The 26391-nt window shown below is 64.6% G+C and carries 21 protein-coding genes; 10 read left to right on the top strand and 11 right to left on the bottom strand.

Translation table 11 applies throughout. The features are described from left to right. Positions 1-117: 117 nt before the first annotated feature. The 3 genes from ACRARG_RS16965 to ACRARG_RS16955 are packed head-to-tail and all read right to left on the bottom strand — an operon-like array spanning position 118 to position 4442. Complete coding sequence (locus ACRARG_RS16965; protein ID WP_432691285.1) at positions 118-1725, bottom strand: carboxyl transferase domain-containing protein; 1608 nt, start codon at positions 1723-1725, stop codon at positions 118-120. After that, entirely contained in the window at positions 1722-3248 is a 1527-nt protein-coding gene (locus tag ACRARG_RS16960; RefSeq protein ID WP_432691393.1) for an AMP-binding protein, read from the bottom strand. The genes ACRARG_RS16965 and ACRARG_RS16960 overlap by 4 nt, the downstream gene beginning before the upstream one ends. A gap of 33 nt (positions 3249-3281) precedes the next feature. Further along, the gene (locus ACRARG_RS16955) at positions 3282-4442 is read right to left on the bottom strand and encodes an isovaleryl-CoA dehydrogenase (protein ID WP_432691284.1); all 1161 of its coding nucleotides are present in this window, start codon (positions 4440-4442) and stop codon (positions 3282-3284) included. A gap of 140 nt (positions 4443-4582) precedes the next feature. Between ACRARG_RS16955 and ACRARG_RS16950 the strand changes: the two genes are divergently transcribed. After that, positions 4583-5059 (top strand): pyridoxamine 5'-phosphate oxidase family protein, encoded by a 477-nt coding sequence (locus ACRARG_RS16950; RefSeq protein WP_432691283.1) that lies wholly within the window; start codon positions 4583-4585, stop codon positions 5057-5059. Positions 5060-5241: 182 nt separating this feature from the next. On the opposite strand, the gene ACRARG_RS16945 is transcribed toward ACRARG_RS16950, so the two are convergent. From ACRARG_RS16945 to ACRARG_RS16935, 3 genes are all read right to left on the bottom strand, one after another. Next, positions 5242-6462 (bottom strand): DegT/DnrJ/EryC1/StrS family aminotransferase, encoded by a 1221-nt coding sequence (locus ACRARG_RS16945; protein WP_432691282.1) that lies wholly within the window; start codon positions 6460-6462, stop codon positions 5242-5244. Positions 6463-6471: 9 nt separating this feature from the next. Then, complete coding sequence (locus ACRARG_RS16940) at positions 6472-7743, bottom strand: TCR/Tet family MFS transporter (protein ID WP_432691281.1); 1272 nt, start codon at positions 7741-7743, stop codon at positions 6472-6474. A gap of 87 nt (positions 7744-7830) precedes the next feature. Continuing rightward, on the bottom strand, positions 7831-8493 hold the full coding sequence (locus ACRARG_RS16935) for an HAD hydrolase-like protein (protein ID WP_432691392.1): 663 nt from the start codon (positions 8491-8493) through the stop codon (positions 7831-7833). Between the two features lie 124 nt (positions 8494-8617). Between ACRARG_RS16935 and glmU the strand changes: the two genes are divergently transcribed. The 3 genes from glmU to ACRARG_RS16920 are packed head-to-tail and all read left to right on the top strand — an operon-like array spanning position 8618 to position 12489. Beyond that, entirely contained in the window at positions 8618-9973 is a 1356-nt protein-coding gene (glmU, locus tag ACRARG_RS16930; RefSeq protein ID WP_432691280.1) for a bifunctional UDP-N-acetylglucosamine diphosphorylase/glucosamine-1-phosphate N-acetyltransferase GlmU, read from the top strand. Next, on the top strand, positions 9974-11797 hold the full coding sequence (gene glmS / locus ACRARG_RS16925) for a glutamine--fructose-6-phosphate transaminase (isomerizing) (RefSeq protein WP_432691279.1): 1824 nt from the start codon (positions 9974-9976) through the stop codon (positions 11795-11797). Next, positions 11794-12489 (top strand): DNA alkylation repair protein, encoded by a 696-nt coding sequence (locus ACRARG_RS16920; protein ID WP_432691278.1) that lies wholly within the window; start codon positions 11794-11796, stop codon positions 12487-12489. The genes glmS and ACRARG_RS16920 overlap by 4 nt, the downstream gene beginning before the upstream one ends. Here the strand turns inward: ACRARG_RS16920 and ACRARG_RS16915 are convergent. Then, the gene (locus ACRARG_RS16915) at positions 12479-12949 is read right to left on the bottom strand and encodes a hypothetical protein (protein WP_432691277.1); all 471 of its coding nucleotides are present in this window, start codon (positions 12947-12949) and stop codon (positions 12479-12481) included. The two genes, ACRARG_RS16920 and ACRARG_RS16915, sit on opposite strands and share 11 nt — an antisense overlap. Positions 12950-13067: 118 nt before the next feature. Between ACRARG_RS16915 and moaA the strand changes: the two genes are divergently transcribed. Further along, positions 13068-14075: a GTP 3',8-cyclase MoaA gene (moaA, locus tag ACRARG_RS16910; protein WP_432691276.1), complete on the top strand. Its 1008-nt coding sequence runs from the start codon at positions 13068-13070 to the stop codon at positions 14073-14075. Positions 14076-14087: 12 nt separating this feature from the next. Continuing rightward, positions 14088-15443, top strand: coding sequence for a 3-deoxy-D-manno-octulosonic acid transferase (locus tag ACRARG_RS16905; RefSeq protein ID WP_432691275.1), 1356 nt, complete (start codon positions 14088-14090; stop codon positions 15441-15443). A 239-nt stretch (positions 15444-15682) separates the two neighbouring features. On the opposite strand, the gene ACRARG_RS16900 is transcribed toward ACRARG_RS16905, so the two are convergent. Genes ACRARG_RS16900 through ACRARG_RS16885 form a run of 4 tightly spaced genes read right to left on the bottom strand, consistent with a single transcriptional unit; the run spans position 15683 to position 21069 of the window. After that, complete coding sequence (locus tag ACRARG_RS16900; protein ID WP_432691274.1) at positions 15683-16846, bottom strand: M20 aminoacylase family protein; 1164 nt, start codon at positions 16844-16846, stop codon at positions 15683-15685. 24 nt (positions 16847-16870) lie between these two features. Further along, entirely contained in the window at positions 16871-18034 is a 1164-nt protein-coding gene (locus ACRARG_RS16895; RefSeq protein ID WP_432691273.1) for a M20 aminoacylase family protein, read from the bottom strand. A 14-nt stretch (positions 18035-18048) separates the two neighbouring features. Then, positions 18049-19215, bottom strand: coding sequence for an acetylornithine deacetylase (argE, locus tag ACRARG_RS16890; protein ID WP_432691272.1), 1167 nt, complete (start codon positions 19213-19215; stop codon positions 18049-18051). 3 nt (positions 19216-19218) lie between these two features. Beyond that, the gene (locus ACRARG_RS16885; RefSeq protein WP_432691271.1) at positions 19219-21069 is read right to left on the bottom strand and encodes an ABC transporter ATP-binding protein; all 1851 of its coding nucleotides are present in this window, start codon (positions 21067-21069) and stop codon (positions 19219-19221) included. Positions 21070-21292: 223 nt separating this feature from the next. On the opposite strand from ACRARG_RS16885, the gene ACRARG_RS16880 reads away from it, so the two are divergent. From ACRARG_RS16880 to ACRARG_RS16865, 4 genes are all read left to right on the top strand, one after another. Then, positions 21293-22996 (top strand): peptide ABC transporter substrate-binding protein, encoded by a 1704-nt coding sequence (locus tag ACRARG_RS16880; RefSeq protein WP_432691270.1) that lies wholly within the window; start codon positions 21293-21295, stop codon positions 22994-22996. 163 nt (positions 22997-23159) lie between these two features. After that, complete coding sequence (locus tag ACRARG_RS16875; RefSeq protein WP_432691269.1) at positions 23160-24167, top strand: ABC transporter permease; 1008 nt, start codon at positions 23160-23162, stop codon at positions 24165-24167. Positions 24168-24183: 16 nt separating this feature from the next. Beyond that, positions 24184-25125 carry an ABC transporter permease gene (locus ACRARG_RS16870; RefSeq protein ID WP_432691391.1) on the top strand — a complete coding sequence of 314 codons (942 nt, stop codon included), beginning with the start codon at positions 24184-24186 and terminating at the stop codon, positions 25123-25125. A 200-nt stretch (positions 25126-25325) separates the two neighbouring features. After that, a complete protein-coding gene (locus ACRARG_RS16865; protein ID WP_432691268.1) occupies positions 25326-26387 on the top strand; it encodes a YeeE/YedE thiosulfate transporter family protein in 1062 nt (353 codons plus the stop codon). The last annotated feature ends 4 nt before the right edge of the window (positions 26388-26391 follow it).

Here is a 26391-nt window from a genome sequence, read left to right as displayed (position 1 = left end):
CCCCGGCCCCCCGCCCCCCCCCCCCCGCCCCCCCCCCCCCGCCCCCCCCCCCCCCGCCCCCCCCCCCCCCCCCCCCCCCCCCCCCCCCCCCCCCCCCCCCCCGCGCCCCCAGCCATATTACATCCGGAATATGCCAAACCGCGTCTCCTCCACCGGCGCGTTTCGCGCCGCCCGCAGACTCAGCGCCAGAACCTCCCGGCTCCGCCGCGGGTCGGTGATCCCGTCATCCCAGAGCCGCGCCGCCGCATAGAGCGGATGCGACTGCCGCTCAAACATCTCGATGGTCGGTTGCTTGAACGCCGCCTCCTCGGCCGCCGACCAGCTGCCCCCCGCCCGCTCGATCCCGTCGCGCTTGACGGTGGCCAGGACGCCCGCGGCCTGCTCCCCGCCCATCACCGAAATCCGGGAATTGGGCCAGCTCCAGAGGAACCGCGGCCCATAGGCCCGCCCCGCCATGCCATAATTCCCCGCCCCGAAAGAGCCGCCGACTAGCATGGTGATCTTGGGCACATTCGTCGTCGCCACGGCGGTCACCATCTTGGCGCCGTGCCGCGCGATCCCCTCGTTCTCATATTTCCGCCCGACCATGAAGCCGGTGATATTCTGAAGAAATACCAAAGGGATATGGCGCTGCGAACAGAGCTCGACAAAATGCGCGCCCTTCTGCGCCGCCTCGGAAAAAAGCACGCCGTTATTGGCGACGATCCCGACGGCCATGCCCATGATATGGGCAAATCCGGTCACCAGCGTCTCTCCGAAACGCGGCTTGAACTCGTCGAACCGCGAACCGTCGACCACCCGCGCAATCACCTCCCGAATATCGTAGGGCGTGCGCAGATCGGCGGGGACCACGCCGATGATCTCCTCCGGATCATAGGCCGGGGGCTCCGGGCTCTGGTCCTGTAGGGTGGGGTTCAACCCCACCTTCCCCAGCGACCCCACCGCCCGGCGCGCCAGGGCCAGCGCATGGGCATCATCCTCCGCCAGGTAATCCGCCACGCCCGATAGCCGCGTGTGCACATCGCCGCCGCCGAGGTCCTCCGCGCTCACCACCTCGCCCGTCGCGGCTTTGACCAGCGGCGGCCCGGCGAGAAAGATCGTGCCCTGCTCCTTCACGATGATCGTCACATCCGACATGGCCGGCACATAGGCGCCGCCTGCCGTGCAGGAGCCCATGACCACGGCGATCTGCGGGATGCCCTTGGCCGACATCCGGGCCTGATTGTAGAAAATCCGCCCGAAATGGTCGCGATCCGGGAAAACCTCGTCCTGGTTGGGCAGGTTGGCGCCACCGCTGTCGACCAGGTAAAGGCAGGGCAGATGGTTCTCCTCCGCGATCTCCTGGGCCCGCAGATGCTTCTTGACGGTCATCGGGTAATAGGTACCGCCCTTCACGGTGGCATCGTTGCAGACCACCATGACCTCGCGCCCCTGGACCCGGCCGATGCCGGTGATCAGACCGGCGCAGGGGGCTGCGCCATCGTACATGTCATGCGCCGCCGTCGCGCTGAGCTCGAGGAAGGGCGACCCCGGATCGAGGAGCCCCGCCACCCGGTCGCGCGGCAGCATCTTGCCCCGCGCGACATGGCGCGCCCGCGCCTTTTCGCCGCCGCCCCGGGCGGCCGCCTCCGCCGCGGTACGCACGGTCGCGAGCGCGGCGAGATGCCCGTCGCGGTTGCGGCGGAAGTCTTCGGATGTCGCGATGGCCTGCGAATTCAGCTTCATGCTCCGGCCTCCTCCTTTGCCCGCGCTTTCAGGTCTTTGCGGATGACCTTGCCCGTAACCGTCATGGGCAGGGCATTCAGGAATGTCAGCTCGCGCGGATAGCTGTGCCCGGAAAGCCGGGATTTAACATGATTGACGATATCTTGCCGGGCCTCGTCCGAAGGCTCAAAGCCGGGCTTCAAGACCACGTAGGCCTTGACGATTTCGGTGCGCAGCGCATCGGGCTTGCCGACGACGCCCGCCGTCGCCACGGCGGGATGGGTCAGCAGGCAGTCCTCCACCTCTCCCGGCCCGATCCGGTAACCGGCAGAGGTGATGACGTCATCCTCCCGCCCCAGGATGCGGAGAAACCCGTCCGCCATAACGCCGCGGTCGCCGGTCAGCATCCAGTCGCCGCGGAACTTTTCTGCCGTCGCCTCGGGATTATGCCAATATTCCAGCATCATAGAGGCCGATCCTCTGCGGAAGGCCACATCGCCTTCACCATCCGTCAATAGTCCCTGCCGGTTTATGACCGCCACGTCATGCCCCGGAACGGCACGGCCCGCACAGCCCGGACGCGGCGAAAACAGCGCGCCGCAGGAGGACACCGTCATATTACATTCGGTCTGGCCGTAGAATTCGTTGATCGTCACGCCCAGAGCATCCTTCCCCCAGCTCAGCATCTCCTCCCCCAGCGGTTCGCCCCCGCTGGCGACCGTGCGCAGACCGGGAATGGCAAGACCTTCGGATTTGAGCATCCGCAAGGCGGTCGGCGGGAAAAAGACATTGCGGATACCCGTCTCCGCGATCAGCGCGGCGCAGGCGGCGGCGGAGAATTTCGGCATCCGCGCGGCCACCACCGGCACGCCCAGCGTCAGCCCCGGCATCAGCACATCGAAAAGGCCGCCGATCCAGGCCCAGTCGGCAGGTGTCCAGAGCACGTCGCCCGGCTGACCCAGGAGATCATGGCTCATCTCCACACCCGGCAGATGGCCCGTCAGAACCCGATGCGCATGCAGCGCGCCCTTGGGCTTGCCGGTCGTGCCGGAGGTGTAGATCAGCACCGCCGGGTCCTGCGCGCCCGTGTCGTAGGTGGGGGTCAGCAGGTCAGGAAGCCCTGCCTCGGGGATCAGGGAATCGCAGCCGATGTCCGCCAGCATCGCGGCGCCCTCGGTATCCGTCACAGCCAGCGTCAGCCCGCTGTCCCCCACCCGGCTGCGCAGGGCATCTTCCCGGAAGAGTTTGAAAAGCGGGACGGAAATCGCGCCGACCTTCCAGATCGCAAGATGGGCGGCGGCGCACCAGGGGTCCTGCGACCGCAGCACGCCAACCCGGTCGCCGCGGGCGACACCTCGATCCAGCAGCGCGGTCGCGAGGGTCTCGGCCATCTCCCGCAGCGCGGCGTAGGAGACATCGCGCCGCCGCGCGCCGGTCATGTCGATGATCGCCGTGCGATGCGGTTCGCGGCTCGCCCAGTCGTCGCAGGCCTGCCGTGCCATGTTCAGCCGGGCGGGAATGTCCCAGCGGAACCCGGCGCGCATCGCCTCATATGACAGGTCGCGGGGCAGCACGGGTCACATCGCCGCCATCAGTTCGCGGCCGATCAGCATGCGGCGGATTTCCGACGTGCCGGCGCCAATCTCCATCAGCTTGGCATCGCGGAAGATGCGGCCGACCGGGTTGTCGTTCAGATAGCCCGCCCCGCCCATGGCCTGCACGGCCTGATGCGCCACGACCATCGCCTCCTCCGAGGCGTAGAGCACGCAGGCGGCGGCGTCCTGACGGGTGACTTCGCCCCGGTCGCAGGATTTCGCGACCTCGTAGACATAGGCGCGGGCGGAGTTCATCTTCGTATACATATCGGCAATCTTGCCTTGCATAAGCTGAAAATTCCCGATCGGCTGGCCGAACTGCTTGCGCTCTTTCATATAGGGCATGATCTCGTCCAGACAGGCCGCCATGATGCCGGTTCCAATGCCCGACAGCACGACGCGTTCGTAATCGAGCCCCGACATGAGGACGCGCACGCCCTTGCCTTCCTCACCCAGGATGTTCTCGAATGGCACCTCGACATCGTCGAAGATGAGCTCCGCCGTGTTGGAGCCACGCATGCCCAGCTTGTCGAAATGCGGCGAGGTCGAGAAGCCCGTCATGGATTTTTCGATCAGGAAGGCGGTGATGCCCCTGGACCCGGCCTCCGGGTCGGTTTTGGCGTAAACGACCAGCGTATCGGCGTCCGGGCCATTGGTGATCCAGTATTTATTGCCATTCAACCTGTAGTGATCATTGCGTTTTTCGGCCCTGAGCTGCATCGAGACGACGTCAGACCCGGCATTGGGTTCGGACATGGCCAGCGACCCCACATGGTCGCCGTTGACGAGGCCGGGGAGGTATTTCTCCTTCTGCTCCTCCGTGCCGTTCAGCCGGATCTGGTTCACGCAGAGGTTGGAATGCGCCCCGTAGGACAGGGAGACGGAGGCAGAGGCGCGGGCGATTTCCTCGACCGCGACGACGTGGGCGAGGTAGCCCAGACCGATGCCGCCATGTTCCTCGTCGACGGTAATGCCCAGCAAACCAAGGTTGCCCATCTCTTTCCAGAGCGCTGCGGGAAATTCATTGCTGCGGTCGATCTCGGCCGCCATCGGTTTGATCCGTTCCTGGGCAAAGCGATGGACGGTGTCGCGCAGGGCGTTCACGTCCTCGCCCAGGTCGAATGTCATGGAAGCGGTGAACATAGCGGCCTCCCTCCGTTATTGAACACTTGTTCATATCCCAATCACAAGGCTCGAGTCGCGTCAAGCGGCGGGAACCCCCGGCGGTGGGGTTGGGTTGAGCTTTCGACGCCATTCACAGGCGATAAGAAAGGATTAATGCGATGAAGGATTACGTAACAGATCTTAACAAAGTCTTCTGGGACCGTGCGGAGGGTGTGCATGTCGCGATGCTGGATATCGACGGACGGGCGATGCCGATGGCGCCCTATGCCGATAAGGGCGAAGGCCTGATCTGGTTCATCACCGCCGAGGGGACAGAGGCACATAAGGCCGCCCAGGGCGCGGGCAGAGCGCGGCTTGTCGTCTCTGATGGGTCGGCCAAACTTCATGCCGACATCTCCGGCTCGCTGACAGTTGCCGATAATGCCGACAAGCTGGACGAGCTCTGGTCACCGGTCGCTGCGGCCTGGTTCGAGGACGGGCGGGAAGACGAGGACGTCCGTCTTCTTGCCTTCCGGCCGACGGAGGCAGAGGTCTGGGCGACGGATGGCGGCGCCGGGTTCCTCTACCAGATCGCCAAAGCCAATCTGACGGACAGCACGCCGGATGCGGGTGACCATGGGAAGGTACGGTTCTGACACCGGTATTGCGAAAGACTTAAGCTCTGACGCGCAGGGCCGGGCCAGGGGACCGGCCCTGTGACGTCGGGCCTGTCCCTGCCCCGCCGTCGTGCAGAAGAGGAAGGAGTGATTTGGAAAGATTGGTTTCGGAGATGTGAATCTGTTGCGAGCCAGCCGCCATGCGACATGGCGCAAAGGCTTCACGCTGTCGCGCCGATCCCCTGCCAGACCGCCCCGACCTCAGCCCGGATGATGCGGGCGATCAGCGCGCAATCCTCCAGCGAGAAGGTCAGCGGCAGGCGCATATCGACAATCGCCTTCAGGACACGATCGCTGGCCGGCATCCGGTCCGACGGGGCATAGCGCCAGCTGTCGTAACGGGAGGTAAAGCCCGTCGGTTCCGCCCCGCCGAACCACTTGAGCTCCACTCCACGCTTCAGGCAGCGTGCCAGCACCTCATTGATGGCTTTTTCCGGCCAGTCGAGCAGAAGCACCTGAATGGAGGAGCCAACGTAGCGCTCGGCCTCGGGCCGCTCCACCACCGTGAGGCCCGGCGTGCCACGCAATCCGTCCTCCACAACGCGGTACCGGTCGTTCCACCGGGCACATTGCTCTGTCAGGCGGCGCAGTTGCGGGCGCAGGATCGCAGCACGCAGATTGTCCATTCGGCCGGAGACATTCGGCGTATCATATTTCACCTTTTCAAAGGCTTCCGGCCCCGGCGCAGCCAGGTGCCGACCATAGAGCATATAGCTGCCAGACAGGATCACCGCCCGCGCCATCAGCGCGTCATCATCGGTGATAAGGAAGCCACCCTCGCCTGAATTGAGATGCTTGTAAGTCTGGGTCGAATAACAGGCCATGGCGCCGTGACGACCGGACATCACGCCATTCCAGGCACCGCCCATCGTATGGGCACAATCCTCGATCACCGTCACCCCGGCGGCATTGCAAATCGCCATGAGCCGGTCCATGTCACAGATATGGCCGCGCATATGCGAGAGCAGGAGGACCTTCGCGGTGCCAGCCAGGGTTTCCAGATGATCAAGGTCGATCACCAGCCCCTCGGTCACGCCGACATAGACAGGCACGGCGCCGAGCGAGGCGATGGCACCGGGCACCGGCGCCAGCGTAAAGGCATTGGTCAGAACCCTTTCGCCGGCCTTAACGCCCGCGGCCCGCAGTGCCACAGCCAGGGCAGAGCCGCCAGAAGCCGTGGCCAGCGCATAGCGCGCGCCCATCGCGGCGGCAAATTCCTGTTCCAGCAGAGAGACTTCGGCAACCTCTCCTTCCGAAACGTTATAGCGGTGCAGGCGCCCGCTCTGCATGACCCGGACCGCGGCCGCGATCGCCTCTTCTGGGATCGGCTCTTGCTGGGTGAAGGACCCGGCAAAGGTCTCGGTGCTGGCGGTGGTGGTCATGGCGGCCTCCTAAGGCGCGACTGTGGGGGCTGCCGGGCCCGCCGTCAATCCGCCGCCCCGGCGCCAGCCGCCCACCCGCAGAAAGACGAACAGTGACAGGGCCAGCAGGAGGCCGGTCACCATATAGGGGGCGCCGGGCATGGGCGTTTCCGCCTCGGGCCGGATGAACCAGCCGAAGATCTGGGTGTAGAAGATCGAGGCCAGCAGCATTGCCAGGTTCGACAGGCTGGAGATCCCGCCCTGCAGCTCTCCCTGCGCGTCATCGGGCACCTGTTTGGTCATCAGCGCGTTGAGGCAGGGATGCACCAGCCCCTCCAGCGCGACAAAGACCAGCAGCGCCGCGACCATCCAGGTCTGCGTTACCAGGGCAAATCCGAAGGCGCCGATCGTGCCGGTGACAAGGCCCATCAGGATCACGCGGGATTCGCCCACCCAACGCACCAGCGGACCAGAGAGCACCCCTTCGAAAAGCGCCGCCGTGGCGCCGAACATGGCCAGGGTGATGCCGATGGTCAGCTCATCCCAGCCCAGCTGTGCGATCCCCCAGAAGGACCAGAGCGTCGGGTAGGAGCTGGTGGCGAAGAAATACATCACCATGACCACAGTCAGCGGCAGAACCGACGGGTAGCCGCGGAAAACTTTCAGCACTGCCAGCGGGTTACACCGCCGCCAGTCGAAGGCGCGGCGCTTTTCCGGAGCGAGGGATTCCGGCAGGACAAAGAGCCCGAAGACGAAGTTCGCGCCGGAAAGGGCCGCCGCCGCCCAGAAGGGAACGCGGGGCCCGAGCTCTCCCAGAAGCCCGCCGATGGCCGGTCCGATGACAAAGCCCATGCCAAAAGCCGCGCCGATCATGCCGAAGGCGCGGGCGCGATCCTCGGCCGGGGTGACATCGGTCATGAAGGCGCTGGCGGTGATGTAGGAGGCGCCGCAGATGCCCGCGATCAGCCGCCCGATAAACAGCATCCAGATCGAAGGGGCCAGGGCGCAGAAGACATAATCAATCGCCAGCCCGCCGATCGCGACCAGCAGCAGCGGACGCCGGCCGAACCGGTCCGACAGGTTGCCGATCAGCGGCCCGCAGAGGAACTGCGCCAGCGAATAGGCCGCGAACATCCAGCCGCCGATCACGGTGGCACGCGCCAGATCCACATGCCCGACATGCTGCAGAAGCGCAGGCATGACCGGCATGATCAGCGCGATACCGATCATATCGATCAGAATTGTTACGAATATGAAAAGCTGGGCGCGACGGGTGGCGCCCGGTTGAACCAGTTGAGACATCAGAAACCCTCTTCAAGATGCGGTAAATCCGGGCGAAGAGGCGGTCAAGTCACCGTTTTCTGACATTAGCAAGTGGTGAATGTGCGCCTATCGCCAGAAGGTTTCGACAATTGGCGGCAATTCGTCGAAATGGCCGATCAGCGCTTCGGGAGCAAGGGCGGCCATGTCTTCGCCGCTGGGCCCAAAGGTCACAAGGACAGAGGGCACGCCCGCCGCGCGGGCCGTGTTGCGGTCGGTATCACTGTCGCCGATGAGACAGCTCATGGCCGGATCGCCGCCGACGCGGCGCACGGCCTCCCGCAGCGGTTCCGGATCGGGTTTGCGGACGGGCAGCGTATCGGCCCCGACCAGCGCACCGAATTCCCCCAGAACGCCGAGTTTTGTCATGAGGGATATCGCCAGCGCTTCGGGCTTGTTGGTGCAGATGGCGACGGTGTGTCCGGCGCTGCGCAGGGTCGCCACCGCCTCCATCGCGCCGGGGTAAAGCACTGTATGGGTTGCGATATTCGCGCTGTAGGCCTCCAGCAATTGGGGATACTGGCGGTCGATCTCCGCCTCGTCTCCGGCGCGGCCGATCCGCGACATGCCCAGCCGCAGCATGGCCCGCCCGCCGCGCAGCGCCGTACCGGCATCGGCAGGCGTGAGCACATCCGCGCCGTGCAGGTCGCGGAAACAGGCATTGGCCGCAGCCAGAAGATCGGCGGAGGTATCCGCGAGTGTCCCGTCGAGGTCGAAGACCACCGTGCCCATGCGCTGCCCCATTCTGTTACGGGCCGAAACCCAAGTTGATTGATCCGTCAGGGCCGCGACCTTGCGCGCCCCCCGCAACCGGATAAAACGTGGCAAACGGAAAAACAACGGCGGGTCGGGCAGTATGTCGGTAGCTTTGGTGGTTCTTGCAGCGGGTCAGGGGACGCGGATGAATTCCGACCTGCCCAAGGTTCTGCACAAGATCGGGGGCGCGCCGATGCTGGTGCATGCGATCCGCTCTGGCGAGGCTTTGGAGCCCGCGCGGATCGTGGTGGTCACCGGCCATGGCGGGGAGGCCGTGGGCAAAGCCGCGCTCGACTATCAGCCGATGGCGGAGATTGCGGTGCAGGCGGAGCAGAAGGGCACAGCCCATGCTGTGGCGCAGGCGCAAGAGGCGCTTGAGGGCTTCGACGGCGACGCGATTGTTCTTTATGGCGACACGCCTTTTATCCGGCCGGAGACGCTGGAGAAGATGCAGGCGGCCCGGGCTGTGCATGACGTCGTGATCCTGGGGTTCGAGGCGGCCGATCCGGGCCGCTACGGGCGGCTGGTCATGGATGGCGAGAGTCTGGAACGCATTGTCGAATTCAAGGATGCCTCAGATGAAGAACGCCGCATAACGCTCTGTAATTCTGGCGTTGTGATGGCGAGCGCTAAGGTTCTGTTCAGCCTTATTGACGAAGTATCAAACGACAATGCCGCCGGGGAGTATTACCTGACCGATATCGTGGCGCTGGCGCGTGCGCGGGGCCTTTCGGCCAGTGCCGTGACCTGTGCGGAGGCGGAAACGATGGGCATCAACTCCCGCGCCGAGCTGGCCGTGGCGGAGGCCGCGTTCCAGACCCGCGCGCGGGTCGAGGTGCTGGAGGATGGGGTCACGCTGGTCGCGCCGGAGACGGTATTCTTTGCCTTCGACACCTTCGTCGGGCGCGACACGGTGATCGAACAGAACGTGGTCTTTGGCCCCGGCGCGACCGTGGAGTCGGAGGCGCATATCCGGGCCTTTTCGCATCTGGAGGGATGCCATGTCAGCCGGGGCGGCGTCGTTGGCCCCTATGCGCGGCTGCGGCCCGGGGCGGAACTGGCCGAGGACGTCCGGATCGGCAATTTTGTCGAGATCAAGAATGCGCAGATCGACCGGGGCGCCAAGGTCAACCACCTCTCCTATGTCGGCGATGCCGTGGTGGGAGAGGAGGCGAACCTGGGCGCGGGTACGGTGACCTGCAACTACGATGGCGTGTCGAAACATCAGACGCGGATCGGCGCGCGGGCCTTCATCGGGTCCTCGACCATGCTGGTGGCGCCGGTGTCGGTGGGCGACGACGCCATGACAGGCTCCGGTTCCGTGATCACGGCGGATGTCGAACCCGGCGCGCTGGCGCTGGCACGGGCCAAGCAGGTGAATAAACCGGGTCTGGCCCGGCGTTTGTTCGAAATGCTGAAAGCCAACAAAGAGAAACGTAACAAAGGGGCAGAGTAAATGTGCGGAATCATCGGGTACCTCGGCAATCACGAAGCGGCTCCTTTTCTTGTCGAAGCGCTAAAACGGCTGGAATATCGCGGCTATGACAGCGCCGGGATCGCCACGGTGGAGGGTGGCCGACTGGATCGGCGCCGGGCTGTCGGCAAGCTGGTGAACCTGTCGGACCTGCTGGTGCATGAACCGCTCTCGGGCAAATCCGGCATCGGGCATACCCGCTGGGCGACCCATGGGGCGCCCACGCAGAATAATGCCCATCCGCATCAGTCGCGCGGTGTGGCCGTCGTACATAATGGAATTATCGAGAACTATCAGGAGCTTCGGGCAGAGCTACAGGAAAACGGCATCGCCTGGCAGACCGATACGGATACAGAAACCCTGTCTCTGATGGTGGCGCTTTACATGTCGCGCGGGGACAGCCCGCGCGCGGCGGTGGAGCGGTTGCTGCCCCGGCTGGAGGGCGCCTTTGCCCTGCTGTTTCTGTTTGAACAAGACCCGGACCTGCTGATCGCCGCACGGAAAGGGCCGCCGCTGGCCGTCGGTCATGGAGACGGGGAAAATTTCGTGGGGTCGGATGCCATTGCGCTGGCGCCGCTGACCGACCGGATCACCTATCTGGAAGAAGGCGATATGGCGGTGGTCACGCGCAGCTCCATCGAAGTGCGCGATGTCGAGGGCAAGCTTGCCAACCGGGAGATGCGGCGAGTCCGGATGGATGCCGCACGGGTCGACAAGGCCGGGCATAAGCACTTCATGTCGAAGGAAATTCATGAGCAACCACAGGTTGTTGGGGAGGCGGTCAGCTATTACATGGGCCCGACCGGCGCCGAGGTCCGACTGCCCGGAGAGGGGCTCGATCTGACCGGCACGACGCGCATGGTTCTGGTCGCCTGCGGCACCGCCTTTTACGCCTGCCTGACCGCCAAGTACTGGATCGAAAAGCTTGCCGGCATTCCCGTGGAGGTCGATGTCGCCTCTGAATTCCGCTACCGAGAACCGCCGGTGGGTCCAGGTACGGTCGCCGTCTTTGTCAGCCAGTCCGGGGAGACGGCAGATACCCTCGCGGCCTTGCGCTACTGCGTTGATAAAGCTGACAAGATTGTCGCCGTGGTGAACGTGCCCGAAAGCTCCATCGCGCGGGAGAGCGATCTGGTCCTGCCGATCCACGCGGGGACGGAGGTCGGCGTGGCCTCCACCAAGGCCTTCTCCTGCCAGCTGACAGTGCTGATGATCCTGGCGATGGAGGCCGGGCGGCAGAAGGGGCGGCTTGCCCCGGCGATGCTGGAAGAAATGGCCACGGCTCTGCGCGGCCTGCCGGGGCGGTTCAACCTCGCGCTGGACACCGAAGGCGTGACGGAGTCGCTGAGCCAGGAGCTGGCGGAGGCGCAGGATGTGCTCTTCCTCGGTCGGGGGCAGATGTATCCGCTGGCGCTGGAAGGCGCGCTGAAGATGAAGGAAATCAGCTACATCCACGCCGAAGCTTATGCCAGCGGGGAGCTGAAGCACGGCCCTATCGCGCTGGTCGATCCGAATGTGCCGGTGGTGGTGATGGCGCCGCGCGATGCGCTTTTCGACAAGACGATCTCCAATATGCAGGAGGTGATGGCGCGCGGCGGCAAGGTGCTGCTGGTGTCGGACAAGGCGGGGATCGAGACGGCCGGCGCCGGTATCTGGCGCAGTATCGAGATGCCGCAGGTAGCGGATATTCTCGCCCCCATCGTCTATGCCCTGCCCGCACAGCTGCTGGCCTATCACACGGCCGTGGCCAAGGGCACGGATGTGGATCAGCCGCGCAATCTGGCAAAGTCCGTGACGGTGGAATGAGCGCCCTGCCCGCCTCGGCGGTGGAGGCGATTGCGGCGCTTATGGCGCATGAAGAACCCGGTCGGGCCGAAAGCTCTGTCGCCTATCACAAGGCTGAGCGGCGCTATCTGGGCGTGCCCAACCCGGCGATCAACGAACTGACCCGGGACTGGCGGCAGGGGCTGACGCTGGATCAGCGGGTGGCCCTGGCGCGCGATCTCTGGGACAGCGATATCTTTGAGGCGCGGATCGCGGCGGCGAAACTGCTGGTACAGGCGCGGATCCGGCCCGATACAGCCGTCTGGGTGCTGATCAAGAGCTGGGTGCCGCAGTTCGACAGCTGGGCCATTGCCGATCACGCCTGCGATGCGGGCGGACGGCGGATTATGGCGGATCTGACGCGGCTGGACGAGGTCGAGGCCTGGACGCGGTCGGACCATCTCTGGACACGCCGCGCCGCGCTGATCATCACCCTGCCGTTGACGAAATCGAACCATCCGGGCCCGGAGGAGACGGCGGCGCGGGATCGCGTTCTGGGCTGGGCTGCGGGCTATGTGACTGATTCGGAATGGTTTATCCAGAAGGCCGTGGCCTGGTGGCTGCGCGATCTGTCCAAGCATGATCCCGACCGCACGCGGACTTTTCTCAACGATTATGGCATGCAGATGAAGCCCTTCGCCCGGAAAGAAGCTGGCAAATACCTCAGCGACTGACCGTCACCTCGGGCAGATCCGTGAGCGCGGCGCCAATCGCCTGCATCGCCTGAAGCGAGATGCGGGAGCCGCCTGAGACGGGACCTTCAAGCGGGATCAACTCAACGTTTACGGTTTTGCCGTTATAAGACACGGTGCCGGGCCCCTTTGTTTGGGTCAGCGGCGTCTTGATCCACATGCCCGGCTCTGCGGCATTGCCGAGGGACGCAATCGTCGTGCCAAGCGGGCCCGCAGTCGGCAAAGCCGGTGTGGACGGTGGCGGCGTGATGGAGGCGGCCTCTGCGTCTTCGGCCTCCCCCTCGCCCGGTCGGGCGGGCGGGCGCATCTGCCCGGCCCCGTTCTGGACGGCGGCGGCAGGCTGTGGCTGTCGTTTCTTCAGGCCGAAGTCCGGAAAACCGCCGGAACAGGCAGAGGCGAGGGTCAGCGCGGCAAACGCGAGCAGTGAAACGCGGGTCATCATGGCCAAAGCATGCGCGACAAGAGGCGCGGTTGGCAATCCCGCCCGTGCCGGAGCCCGGGGCTTCGCATTCTCCCGCCGCCCCTTGTTCCCGGCCCCGCCGATGCATAATGTCCTGCGCATGAGTGCACCGCTGATCGACCCTTTTGCCCGCGCGATCACCTACCTCCGGGTTTCGGTGACGGACCGGTGCGATTTCCGCTGTGTCTACTGCATGGCCGAAAACATGACCTTCCTGCCGAAGAAAGAGCTTCTGACGCTGGAGGAGCTGGACCGGCTCTGTTCGACCTTCGTGGGTCTTGGTGTTGAAAAACTGCGAATTACCGGGGGGGAACCGCTGGTTCGCCGCGATATCATGACCTTTTTCCAATCCATGTCCCGGCATCTGGACAGCGGCGCGCTGAAAGAGCTGACGCTGACGACCAATGGGTCGCAGCTGGAGCGGTTCGCGGGCGATCTTTATGCGGCGGGGGTGCGGCGGATCAACGTCTCTCTCGATACGCTGGACGAGGAGAAATTCGCCCGTGTGACCCGCTGGGGCCGGCTGCCGCAGGTGCTGCGGGGGCTCGATGCGGCGCAGGCCGCCGGGCTGAAGGTCAAGCTGAATGCCGTGGCGCTGAAAGGGTTTAATGAGGATGAGCTTTTGACGCTCACCGAATTCTGCGCCGCGCGCGGCATGGACCTGACCTGGATCGAGGTCATGCCGATGGGCGATCTGGGCAATGAGGACCGGATCGGCCAGTACTGGTCGCTGCGCGACCTGCGCGGGACTTTGGGCCAGCATTACACGCTGATCGATCTGGCGGAGCGCACCGGCGGCCCGGCGCGCTATGTTCAGCTGCAGGAAACGGGTCAGAAGATCGGCTTCATCACCCCGCTCACGCATAATTTCTGCGAAAGCTGCAACCGGGTGCGGGTGACCTGCACGGGCGAGATCTACATGTGCCTCGGGCAGGAGGATGTTGCCGATCTGCGGGCGCCGCTGCGCGCCCATCCCGGTGATGACGCCCCGCTGGAGGCTGCGATCCGCGCCGCCATCGGGCGCAAACCCAAGGGGCATGATTTCGACTATTCGCGCCAAAAGGCCGATGGTCAGGTCACGCGCCACATGAGCCATACCGGCGGCTGAGGACTGCGGACCATGCCGCAGGGCACTGTATTTTATCACTTTTACCGGGGCATCTCGGCCCTTGCCGCGCCGCTGATCTGGAAGCGCGTTTCCGCCAAGCTGGAAAAGCAGGGCGTGGAGGAGGCCCGACGGCGTGAACGCCTGGGCGAGCCGACGGAGGGGCGGCCGGAGGGCCCGCTGCTTTGGTTCCATGGTGCCAGCGTGGGCGAGAGCCTGTCGGTCCTGACCCTCGCCGAACGGATGCAGGCGCTGGTGCCCGGGGCGCAGGTGCTGATCACCTCCGGCACCGCCAGTTCCGCCGCCATTCTGGAGGAACGGATGCCGGAGGGGTTCCTGCATCAGTTCGCGCCGCTGGATCAGGCCCCCGCGCTGCAGAAATTCTTTGCCCATTGGCGCCCGGATGCCGGGATCTTCGTGGAAAGCGAGATCTGGCCGCAGATGCTGGTGCAGGCGCGGGCGGCTGGGGTGCCGCTGGCGCTGGTCAATGCGCGGATGTCGCAGGGCACGATGCGCAACTGGAAGCGGTTCGATCATACCGCACGCTTTCTGCTGTCGCAGTTCGAGGTGATCCGCACCCAGGATCGCGCCACGCTGGAGGGGCTGGTGGATATCGGCGCGCCCGCCTCGCAGGCCGCGCTCGGGCCGAACCTCAAGGCCGTCTCTGCCCCCCTGCCCGTTGATCCGACGCGGCTGGCGCGGATGCAGGAGGTCATGCCGGGGCCGCTCTGGCTGGCCGCCTCAACCCATGAGGGCGAAGAGAAGCAGGTGCTCAAGGCCCATGCCCGGGCACGCAAAACCATCCCGGATCTGGGGCTGATCATCGCGCCACGGCATCCCGAACGGGCCGATGCCATCGCGGCAGAGGTCGAAAAGGCCGGCTACCCCTGCGCGCGGCGGTCACTGGGCGATATCCCCTCGGCCAGCGATGTTTATCTGGCCGATACGCTTGGCGAGATGGGGCTATGGTATGCGCTGGCGCCGGTGGTGTTTCTGGGCGGGTCGCTGGGGTCCGCGGGCGGTCACAACCCTTATGAGCCCGCCCGGCAGGGCTGTGCCATTGTCACCGGGCCAAAGGTGGCCAATTTCGCGGATGTCTATGCAGAGTTTGACCTGCATGGGGCGGTGCGTCGCCTGAAGCGGCCCCGCGATCTGGGACGTGCCATTACCGCACTGCTGACCGAGACGGACGCAGCCCAGACGCTGGGCGATGCCGCCCGCGCCTTTGTTGCCGATCAGGAGGGCGCGCTGGATGATCTGGCCGGGCTGCTGGTCGACCGGCTGATGCCGGATGCGCCGCGGGCAGATGCCCCGCAGGAGGGGCCTGAGGCGGCCGATAGCGCCTCGTCCGGGCCAGACGCCGCAGATTGAATCTGTCTTTCCGGTCGAGGGTGACCCTCAAGACCGTAAGGCCTCTACGGCTCGATTGCGCCCTGATCGCGATCTACCGCGACCTGCTGACCCGTAGCTGACCCGTCCTTTTTCTTGCCTGAAATATCCTCAGGGGTGAATTGAGCCGCAGGCTCAAGAGGGGGCAGACAGCCCCCTCCCCGCCCGCCGAAAGGCGGGCAAACTCCGATCGGGCCGCCGCCCGGGCGGGCAAGCCCGGATCAGGCCGCGGGCATCCGCTGTTCGACAATCCCCGCCCACCAGGAACAGCCCGCCGGGATGGCCTCGTCGTTGAAATTGTACTTGGGGTGGTGCACGTCGGCGCTGTCGCCATTGCCCATGAAGATATAGGCGCCCGGACGCTCCTCCAGCATGTAGGAGAAATCCTCGCCCCCCATGGTGATCTCCGCCTCGGCGCAGTCGCCCGCCACCATGCGGGCGACACCGGCGGCAAATTCAGTCTGTTCCGGCGCGTTGATCGTGGGCGGGTAGTTGCTGTGATAGGTCACCTGCGCCTCCGCCCCCATGGCGGCGGCAATGGAGACGGGGATGGATTTGATCTTCTCCTCCGTCATCTTGCGGTTTTCGGGCGTCAGCGTCCGCATCGTGCCGCGCAGCTCCACCGTGTCGGGGATGACGTTATAGGCCGTGGAGGAGGACTGGAAGGAGGTGACGGAGACCACGACAGCATCGATCGGATCGGTCGTGCGGCTGACAATGCTCTGCAGCGCCACCACGACATGGGAGGCGGCGAGGACCGGGTCAATCGCGCGGTGCGGTTTCGCGCCATGGCCGCCCTTGCCTTTGATCACAATGGTGAATTCATCGGTTGCGGCCATGGTCGGGCCGGGGCGGATGGCAAAGGTGCCAACCGGAATGCCGGGCCAGTTATGCAGGCCATAGACCTCCTGAATGCCGAATTTCTCCATCAGACCGTCGGCGCACATTTCGCGGCCACCGCCGCCGCCCTCTTCGGCGGGCTGGAAGATCACAACCACAGTGCCGTCGAAATTGCGGGTCTCTGCCAGATATTTCGCGGCGCCCAGCAGCATGGCGGTATGGCCGTCATGGCCGCAGGCATGCATGGCGCCGGGGGTCTTCGACGCATAGTCGACGCCGGTTTCCTCAAGGATCGGCAGGGCGTCCATATCGGCGCGCAGGCCCAGCACCTTGCCCGATCCGGTGGCCTTGCCCTTGATCACGCCGACAACGCCGGTGCGGCCCAGACCGGCGACAACCTCGTCACAGCCGAATTCCTTCAGCTTTTCCTCGACCATGGCGGAGGTGCGGAAGGTGTCGAAGAGGATCTCCGGATTTTCGTGGATATCCTGCCGCCAGGCGGTGATTTCGGGCAGCAGTTCGGCAAAGCGGTTCTTGACGGGCATGGGACTCTCCTTCTCGCCGCGCGCTCAGAGCGCCGGCATGCGTTTTTCGACGAGCTCGGCAAACCAGCTGCAGCCGGCCGGAATGGCCTCGTCGTTGAAATCATAGGCGGGGTGATGCACGGCGGCCGTGTCCCCGTTCCCCATGAAGATATAGGCGCCGGGGCGTTCTTCCAGCATGAAGGAGAAATCCTCTCCGGCCATGACGGGGGGCGTGTCACGGGTGACATGGCCCGCGATGGACTCTGCCACCTCGGCGGCGAATTCGGTCTGCTCGGCGGCATTCATCGTGACGGCGGCGGCTGTGTCGAGCTCGATCCGGGCGGTGGCACCATAGGCCTCCGCCGTGGCGGTCACGATCTCCCGCAGGCGGCGTTCGGTGAGGGTGCGCATCTCAGGATCCAGCGTGCGGAAGGTGCCGCGCAGGAAGACAGAGCCGGGGATGATATTGAACGCCTCGGTATCTGACCGCAGGGCGCAGACCGACACCACCACCGATTTGACCGGGTCGGCATTGCGGCTGGCGATGCTTTGCAGGGCCAAGATGACCTGGGCAGAGGCCACGACCGGGTCGATTGCCGTCTGGGGCGCGGCCCCGTGGCCGCCCTTGCCGTCCACCCAGATGCGGAATTCATCGGCAGAGGCCAGCAGCGCGCCGGGCCGGATCGCGAACTGCCCGGCGGGGAGGCCGGGCATATTGTGCAGGCCATAGACCTCATCGACGCCAAAGCGGTCCATCAGACCGTCGTCGCACATGGCCTTGGCCCCCGCGCCGCCCTCTTCGGCGGGCTGGAAAATGACAACGACGGTGCCCGCGAAGCGGCGGGTCTCGCAAAGGTATTTGGCCGCGCCCAGCAGCATGGCCGTGTGGCCGTCATGGCCGCAGGCATGCATGGCGCCGGGTATTTTGGAAGCATGCGGCAGGCCGGTGATTTCCGTCATCGGCAGGGCGTCCATATCGGCGCGCAACCCGATGGTCCTGGTCCCTGCGCCCGTGCCCCGGATCACGCCGACAACGCCGGTGCGCCCGAGGCCTTCGACCACCTCGTCACAGCCGAAGTCGCGCAGCTTTTCGGCGACGATTCCGGCGGTGCGATGCACCTCATAAAGGATCTCGGGGTTTTCGTGGAAATCATGGCGCCAGGCGGTGATCTCCGGCAGGAGTTCGGCGAAACGGTTCTTCACTGGCATGGGATGCTCCTGCTTCAGACAGACTTGAGACGGTCGAGCAGGCGCTTCATGAAATCATGCCCCGCCTCGAACTGCGCCACTTCGATATATTCGTCGGGCTGGTGGGCCTGTTCGATGTCACCCGGCCCGCAGACCACGGAATCAAATCCGTGTTTCTGGAAATAGCCCGCCTCGGTCCCGTAGCTGACGACATGCGTGCCATTGTCGCCGGTGACCTGACGCACCAGCGTTTCCGCCGCCCCGCCGGGTTCTGCCATCAGCCCGGGCCCGGCGAAACGTTCGGTGACTTCGATCCAGGCTTCGGGGCGGATCGCCTTCATCTCCGCCTCGATCTCCGCGACCTTGTCGAGGATACGCTTTTTCCAGGCGGCGGGATCGTCGCCCGGCACCACGCGGACGGAGAAGACAAATTCGCAGTCCTTGGCAGTGATATTATGCGCCGTTCCGCCCGTGATCATTCCGACATGCAGGTTGGACCAGGGCGGATCAAACAGTGCGTTGATCTCATTGGGCGTGGCGGCAGCGCTTTCGGCATTCACCTCATTGGCCCATTGGATCAGCTTCGCGCCCTCCATGATGGCGGAGACGCCGCGATGCGAGAGGGAGGAATGGATCTCATAGCCGTGGAAATGCATCGTCCAGGCCATGCCGCCCTTGTGGCCGGTGACGGCCTGCATGGTGGTCGGTTCCCCGATGATGGCGGCGGAGGCTTTGGGGAAGGCATCGCCCAGATCGACCAGCAGCGGGTCAGCGCCGATCAGCCCGACCTCCTCGTCATAGGTGAAGGCCAGCTGGAGCGGGCGTTTGGTGCCATTCCGCTGCGCCTCGACCACGGCCCAGATCGCCAGGGCGTCAAAGCTCTTCATGTCGCAGCAGCCGCGCCCGTAATAGCGCCCGTCGCGTTCGGTCACGGTGAAAGGGTCGGAGGACCAGTTCTGCCCGTCCACCGGCACCACATCCGTATGGCCGGACAGGACGACGCCGCCTTCCTCCATCGGTCCGGCATGGGCCCAGAGGCCGGCCTTGGGCTCATCGGCATGGATATGGCGGCGGGTTTCGACGCCGTGGGATTGCAGATAGCCCTCCACCCAGTCGATCAGGGGAAGGTTGGTGTCACGTGACACCGTGGGGAACCCCACCAGACGCTCCATGATCTGATAGGGGGTCAGCAATTCGGGCATTTCTTAATATCCGCTGTCAGTCGTCAGGACATAATGGTCGTCGCCGACCTGTTCGTAGACAGAGGGCTCGGGCGTGTAGTCGAGATCGTGGATGGGCGACGGGATCGGCTTGAAGTTCAGCTCCCGTTCGGATTTGCGGCGCGTCGGATCGGCAATCGGAACCGCCTTCATCAGCGCCTGGGTGTAGGGATGGCGCGGGTCTTCAAAGACCGCGCGGCGCGACCCGATCTCAACGATCCGGCCCAGATACATGACGCCGACGCGGTGGCTGACCCGTTCGACCACGGCCATATCGTGAGAGATGAAGAGGAAGGACAGCCCCAGCTCCGCCTGCAATTCCATCATCAGGTTCAGCACCTGCGCCTGAACGGAGACGTCGAGCGCGGAGACAGCTTCATCCGCGACAATCAGCTTGGGGTTCAGGGCGAGCGCGCGGGCGATGGCGACGCGCTGACGCTGACCGCCGGACAATTCGTGCGGATAGCGGCGCATAAAGCTGCGCGGCAGTTCCACCCGGTCAAACAACATGGCGATGCGGTCTTCCATCTCCTTGCCGGAATGGGTGCCGTAATTGTGCATGGGCTCTGCCACCTGATCGCGCAGCATCATCTGCGGGTTCAGCGAGGCAAAGGGATCCTGAAAGATCATCTGCATGTCGAGGCGCGCTTTCCGCAGATCGCGCGGGTTCAGCGACATGATATCCTTACCGTCGAGGCGCACCTCACCCGACATCGGTTCCACCAGCCGCAGCAGCGACCGCCCGGCAGAGGATTTGCCGCAGCCCGACTCGCCGACAAGGCTGAGGGTCTGACCCTTCTTGATATCAAAGGAGATATCTTCAACCGCATGGACATTGGCGACGGTGCGGCGGAAGAAGCCGCCCTTTACCGGGAAGCGGGTCACGAGGTTCTTGACGCTGAGCAACAGCTCTGACGAGCCGGTGATCGGTTTGACCTCTCCCATATCCTTGCCGAGCAGGCGCATCGGTTCCGGCGCATCCTTGCCCTTCATCTCGCCCAGCTTCGGCACGGCCGCCAAAAGCGCCTTTGTATAATCGTGCTGTGGATTGCTGAAAATTTCAGCAACCGGGCCTTCTTCGACCTTGTGGCCGCGGAACATGACGACGACGCGGTCGGCCATCTGGGCGACGACGGCCATGTCATGGGTGATGAACATCACCGCCGTGCCGGTTTCGCGCTTCAGCCGGTCCATCAGGGCAAGAATCTCTGCCTGAATTGTCACGTCCAGGGCGGTGGTCGGTTCATCCGCGATCAGCAGGCGCGGCTTGCAGGCAAGGGCCATGGCGATCACGACGCGCTGGCGCATGCCGCCCGAAAGCTCATGCGGATATTGCTTCATCCGGCGCTCGGGTTCGGGGATACGAACCTCCCGCAGAAGCTCGATCGCGCGCTTGTTAGCCTCGTCTTTCGACAGGTCCTCATGCAGGCGCAGGCCTTCGGTCAGCTGGCGGCCGATGGTAAAAACAGGGTTCAGGGCCGTCATCGGCTCCTGAAAGATCATGCCGATCTCATTGCCCCGGATCGTGCGCATAAGCCCCTGATCTGCCTTGGCAATATCCAGCTCTCCGCCCTTCTGGCGGTCAAAGAACAGGTGCCCGCCGGCGATCTTGCCGCCGCCATATTCCACCAGCCGCATCAGCGACAGGGAGGAGACGGATTTGCCCGAACCGGATTCGCCCACGATGCAGACCGTTTCCCCCGGATTTACGGAGAAGGACACGTCCTGGACGCCAAAGACCTCCCCGTCCTTGGTCTGGAACGACACCCGCAGGTTTTCGATACGGGCAATTGGGGTCTGGCCGGCGGTCTCCGGCGTGGGGGTCTGGTCCAGCATGGGGGTCCTGTCTCTACTGACAGCATGACGCTAGCGAGGGTTTGCGCAAATTGTCAAACGCGGTCGACGGTTTACCAAAGGTCCGCCGGTCACCGGGCTTGCAATTTGAACGAATCCGCTTTTCGATACCGACACCCGTGGGGTGCGCGTGTGGTTGCGTGCTCCACGATCAAGGCCCGGTCGCCGGAAGAAGCGGCCTGGCAGTCCAACAACGGAGAGAAGCATGAAGCTCAAATCCCTGCTGCTCGGCGCCGTCGCCGCATCGGCAATGGCGCCTGCCGCCTTTGCGGAGCGTGGCGAAGACGGGCACGTCAATGTCATTTACTGGCAGGCGCCCTCGATCCTGAACCCCTATCTGTCCGGCGGGACGAAGGATATCGAATCCTCCTCCATCGTCATCGAACCGCTCGGCCGGTTCGACCAGGACGGCAATATGGTTGCCTTTCTGGCGGAAGAGATCCCGACCATCGAAAACGGTGGCGTGACCGAAGACCTGAAAACGATCACCTGGAAGCTGAAAGAGGGCCTGACGTGGTCCGATGGCTCCCCCGTGACCTCGGCTGACGTGAAATTCACCGCCGACTACTGCATGCATCCCGAAGGCGGCTGCGCGCAGCTGTCCAAGTTCGAAGGCGTGTCGGAGATTGAAACGCCGGACGATCTGACCATCGTCGTGCATTTCTCCGAACCCAAGCCGAACCCCTATGGCCCGTTCATGGGCGGCCAGTCGCCGATCCTGCAGGCGGCACAGTTTGCCGAATGCCTGGGCGCCCGCGCGCCTGAATGCACCGAGGCCAACTTCGGCCCGATCGGCACCGGCCCCTTCGTCGTTGACGAATTCAAGCCGAACGACGTGATCTCGCTGTCCGCGAACCCGAACTACCGCGACCCGGCAAAACCCGCCTTCGCGACCATGACCTTCAAAGGCGGCGGCGACGCGGCGGCCGCGGGTCGTGCGGTTCTGGAAACCGGCGAATTCGACTACGCCTGGAACCTGCAGCTGGCCCCGGAAGTCATCGAGAAGATGGCCGCCGCTGGCAAAGGCACGGCCGTTTCGGCCTTCGGGACGCTGGTTGAGCGGATCGAGATGAACATGACCGATCCCTCGCCCTCCCTGCCCGAAGGCGAGCGTTCCACCGAGGCGCATCCGCACCCGATCCTGTCCGATGTGAATGTCCGCAAGGCCCTCTCCATGGCGATCGACCGCGAGCTGCTGGTGGAAATCGGCTACGGCCAGGCGGGTCGCCCGACCTGTAACCTGGTGCCCGCGCCGGAAATCTATGCGTCGGACAACACCGACTGCATGACGCAGGACATCGAAGGCGCCAAGGCGCTGCTGGAAGAGGCCGGCTGGACCGTGGGCGCCGATGGCATCCGCGAAAAAGACGGCATGAAGTTCAAGCTGCTCTACCAGACCTCCACCAACGCCGTGCGTCAGGACTTCCAAGCCCTGATCAAGCAGTGGTGGCAGGAGATCGGCGTCGAGACCGAGCTGCGCAACGTCTCCGGCTCCGTCTTCTTCGGTGGTGACCCGGGCTCCCCGGATACCTTCCAGAAGTTCTATGCGGACGTGGAAATGTACGCCAACAACTTCGACGGCACCGATCCCGAAGCCTATCTGGCCGCCTATACCTGCGAAAAGGCGCCCAAGCCTTCCTCGCAGTGGCAGGGTACGAACATCAACCGCTACTGCGACCCGGAATATGACGCGCTTGTCGCCGAACTGGGCAAGACCGGCGAGATCGAGAAGCGGGCAGAGCTTGCCAAAAAGCTCAACGACATGCTGACCAAAGACAGCTACACGATCGTGCCGCTGGTTGACCGTGGCCGCGTCTCCGCCCATTCCAACTCCCTCGGCGGCGTTGTCCTGAACACCTGGGACTCCGAGCTGTGGAACGTTGCCGACTGGTACCGGATCGACGGTTAATTCATCAGTTCTGTGCCCCCGTGCATCTGCGCGGGGGCATTTTTCATTCTGTGGACTGCGTTTGCCAGCCTTCGTGCAAGGATGGTTGCCAAATGCAGCCCCCGAACGGAGCCAATTCCTTGACGTCACGTCTTCCCGTTCCCGCCCCTGAAGGACCGCAGACATGCTGACCTTCACGATCCGGCGCCTGATCCTTGCGATCCCCACCCTCCTCTTCATTTCGCTGGTCATCTTTGGCCTGCTGCAGCTGGCCCCGGGCGACCCGATGGCGCAGGTGCCGCTGACCGTGCCGCCAGAGGTGAAGGAAAAAATGCGCGAAGCGCTTGGCCTGGGCGATGCCTGGTACATCCAGTACTGGAAATGGATCGTGCAGTTCTTCTGGAACGAGCCCAAGGTGCTGGTCGACTGGATTTTCGGCACCGATTTCAGCGCCGGTCAGCTGCGGGTTCTCAGCTGGCAGACCCGCTCTCCGGTCATGGATATCGTGATGCAACGGATCCCCCAGACGCTCTGGGTTGTGGGCACGGCCTATGTGGTTGCGGTGCTGATCGCCCTGCCCATCGGTATCTATTCGGCCTACCGGCAGTATTCGGTCTTCGACAACGTCGGGACTTTCGTGTCGATGATCGGCTTTTCGGTGCCGCCGTTCTTTTCCGGCGTGCTGGCGATCGTGGTCTTTTCGGTCATCCTGGGCTGGTTCCCGTCGATCTATGACACGACCCACCGCGTGGTGGACTGGGACAGCTTTGTCTACCAGCTTCGCCAGATGATCATGCCGGTCATGGTACTGGCATTGCAGATCACGGCGCAGATCGCGCGGTTCATGCGTGGCTCGATGCTCGACAACCTCAACCAGGATTATGTGCGCACGGCGCGGGCCAAGGGTCTTGGCGAACGCGCGGTGGTGCTCAGCCATGTTGTGCGCAACTCCATGATCCCGGTGGTGACGGTCATCGCGCTTGGTATCCCGCAGATCTTTGGCGGGGCGATCATCACCGAACAGGTGTTCAAGGTGAACGGGATCGGCCAGCTGCTGATCACCGCGATCCAGGCCAATGACCTGCCGATGGTGCAGACGCTGACCTTTATCTTCGCCGTTCTGATCGTGCTCTTTAACCTGATCGCCGACGTGCTCTACGGCATTCTCGACCCCCGGATCCGCTATGACTGAAGACAACGATCACCTGATGGAACCCGGCCCCGGTGGCGTACAGGCCACGGATGTGCTGACCGCCCCCCTGCCCTCCAACCCGCCGCGCAGCCAGTGGAGCGAGGTCTGGGCCCAGTTCCGCCACCACAAGGGCGCGATGGTGGGCGGGATCGTCTTCCTGCTCATCGTGCTGCTGGTCTTCCTCGGGCCGCTGTTCTGGCCCTATGACGCGACCTTTATCGACATCCGGGCCCGCAATCAGGGGCCGTCCCTGGCGCATCCCTTCGGCACCGATCAGCTGGGCCGCGATATGCTGGCGCGGATGATGGCGGGCGGGCAGGTGTCGATGTCGGTGGGCATCACCGCGATGCTGCTGGCGCTGTTCCTTGGCTCCCTCGTGGGCGTTGTGGCGGGCTATTTCAAATCGCTCGACAATGTGCTGATGCGGCTGACGGACCTGTTCCTTGCCCTGCCGCTGTTGCCGCTGCTCTTGGTCATGGTGCTGCTCTTCCGGGAGCCGCTGAATGCCTCCTTCGGGCCGGAGACAGGGATTTTTATCCTGATCGTGGTCGCCATCGGCGTCACCTCCTGGATGCCCACGGCGCGGATCGTGCGCGGCGATGTGCTGGCGCTGAAGGAACGGGAATTCGTTCTGGCCGCGCGCTCCATCGGGACAACCAATGTAATGATGATCGTGCGGCATATCCTGCCCAATGTGATCTCGCCCATCGTGGTGTCGGCCACGCTGGGGATCGCCAATGCGATCATCACGGAATCCGCCCTGTCGTTCCTCGGTCTCGGCTTCCCGCCCGACTTCCCGACCTGGGGCCGTCTGCTTTTCGATGCGGTCGATTACATGCAGCAGAACCCGGAGCGGGTGATCCTGCCCGGCGCCGCGATCTCGCTGACGGTGCTGTCGGTGAACTACCTTGGCGACGGGCTGCGCGACGCGCTGGACCCGCGGATCCGGGGCCGCTGAAAATAAGGCCGGCATCCGGCGGGCACGGGTCCCGCCGGCGCGGCTGTTCTGCGATCGGAGCGGTTCAAGAATAACCTCCGCCCCTCTGCCGGATATCGGAATAATTTCCCGCCCGCGCGCCCCTCTCACGCGGGCGTTACACTTGATACGTATTCATATCGGCGGATATGAGACGAATATTCCAGTTTCAGGAGCTCCCCATGTTCGAAACGCTCGGGTTTGAGAATGCGACGCCACAGCAGGTGTCGGTCTGGTTTGCGCTTGGCCTCGGCCTTGCTTTTGGCGTGCTGGCCGCGCTGACCAAGTTCTGTTTCCGCCGGGCGCTGATCGGCGAAGACCGGCGGGAGGCCCGCGGCGTCTGGGCGCTGGCGCTGGCCGTGGCGGTGATCGGGACGCAGGCGGCCGTCTTCACCGGGCTGATCGACTTCGCGGGGCATCGCTACACGGTGTCAGAGATCCCGGTGCTGGCGATCACGCTGGGCGGGCTGCTCTTTGGTCTGGGCATGGTGCTGACACGGGGCTGCATCTCCCGGCTGGCGGTGCTGACCGGCGCGGGCAACCTGCGGGCGCTGCTGGTGCTGGCGGTCTTTGCGGTGGTGGCCCATGCGACGCTGAAAGGCGTGCTGTCGCCGCTGCGCACAGCGCTCTCCTCCGTCACCGTCAATGTCGGCGATGCGGGCACGCTGGCGGGCCTGCCAGGCGGTGCGCTGGTCTGGACCGCCCTGCTGGCGATCGCCGCGCTGGCCTTCGTGCCGCGCTCCGGCAACCCCGCCGGGCGTCTGGTCTTGGCGGCGCTGATCGGCGCGCTGGTGCCGCTGGGCTGGGTCGGCACGGGCTATGTGCTTTATGACGAGTTTGACCCGATCACGCTGGAGAGCCTGTCCTTCATCGCGCCGATGACCGAGGGCCTGTTCTGGACCATCGCCTCCACCGCCGTGCCTGCGGGCTTTGGCACCGGGCTGATCGGCGGCGCGCTGGCGGGCGGGCTGCTGGCCGCGCTCCTCACCGGCGCGTTCAAATGGCAGAGCTTCGAGAGCCCGGCCCAGACCGGCCGTTACCTGACCGGCGCCGTGCTCATGGGGTTCGGCGGCGTTCTGGCGGCGGGCTGCACCGTGGGTGCCGGTCTGGCGGGCGTGCCGACGCTGGGGCTGGCCGCGATCCTTGCGCTGCTCTCAATCGGTGTCGGCGGGCTGGTCGCGCACCGGCTGATCGACGCAAACCGCACCGGCGAAAACGACCTGAACGCGGTGCCCGCCGAATAACCCG

This window comes from Pseudooceanicola profundi, assembly GCF_050897955.1.
Classification (GTDB): Bacteria; Pseudomonadota; Alphaproteobacteria; order Rhodobacterales; family Rhodobacteraceae; genus Pseudooceanicola.
The sequence above is the reverse complement of the archived record's forward strand: the minus strand, read 5'-3'. Positions and strand labels throughout refer to the sequence as shown.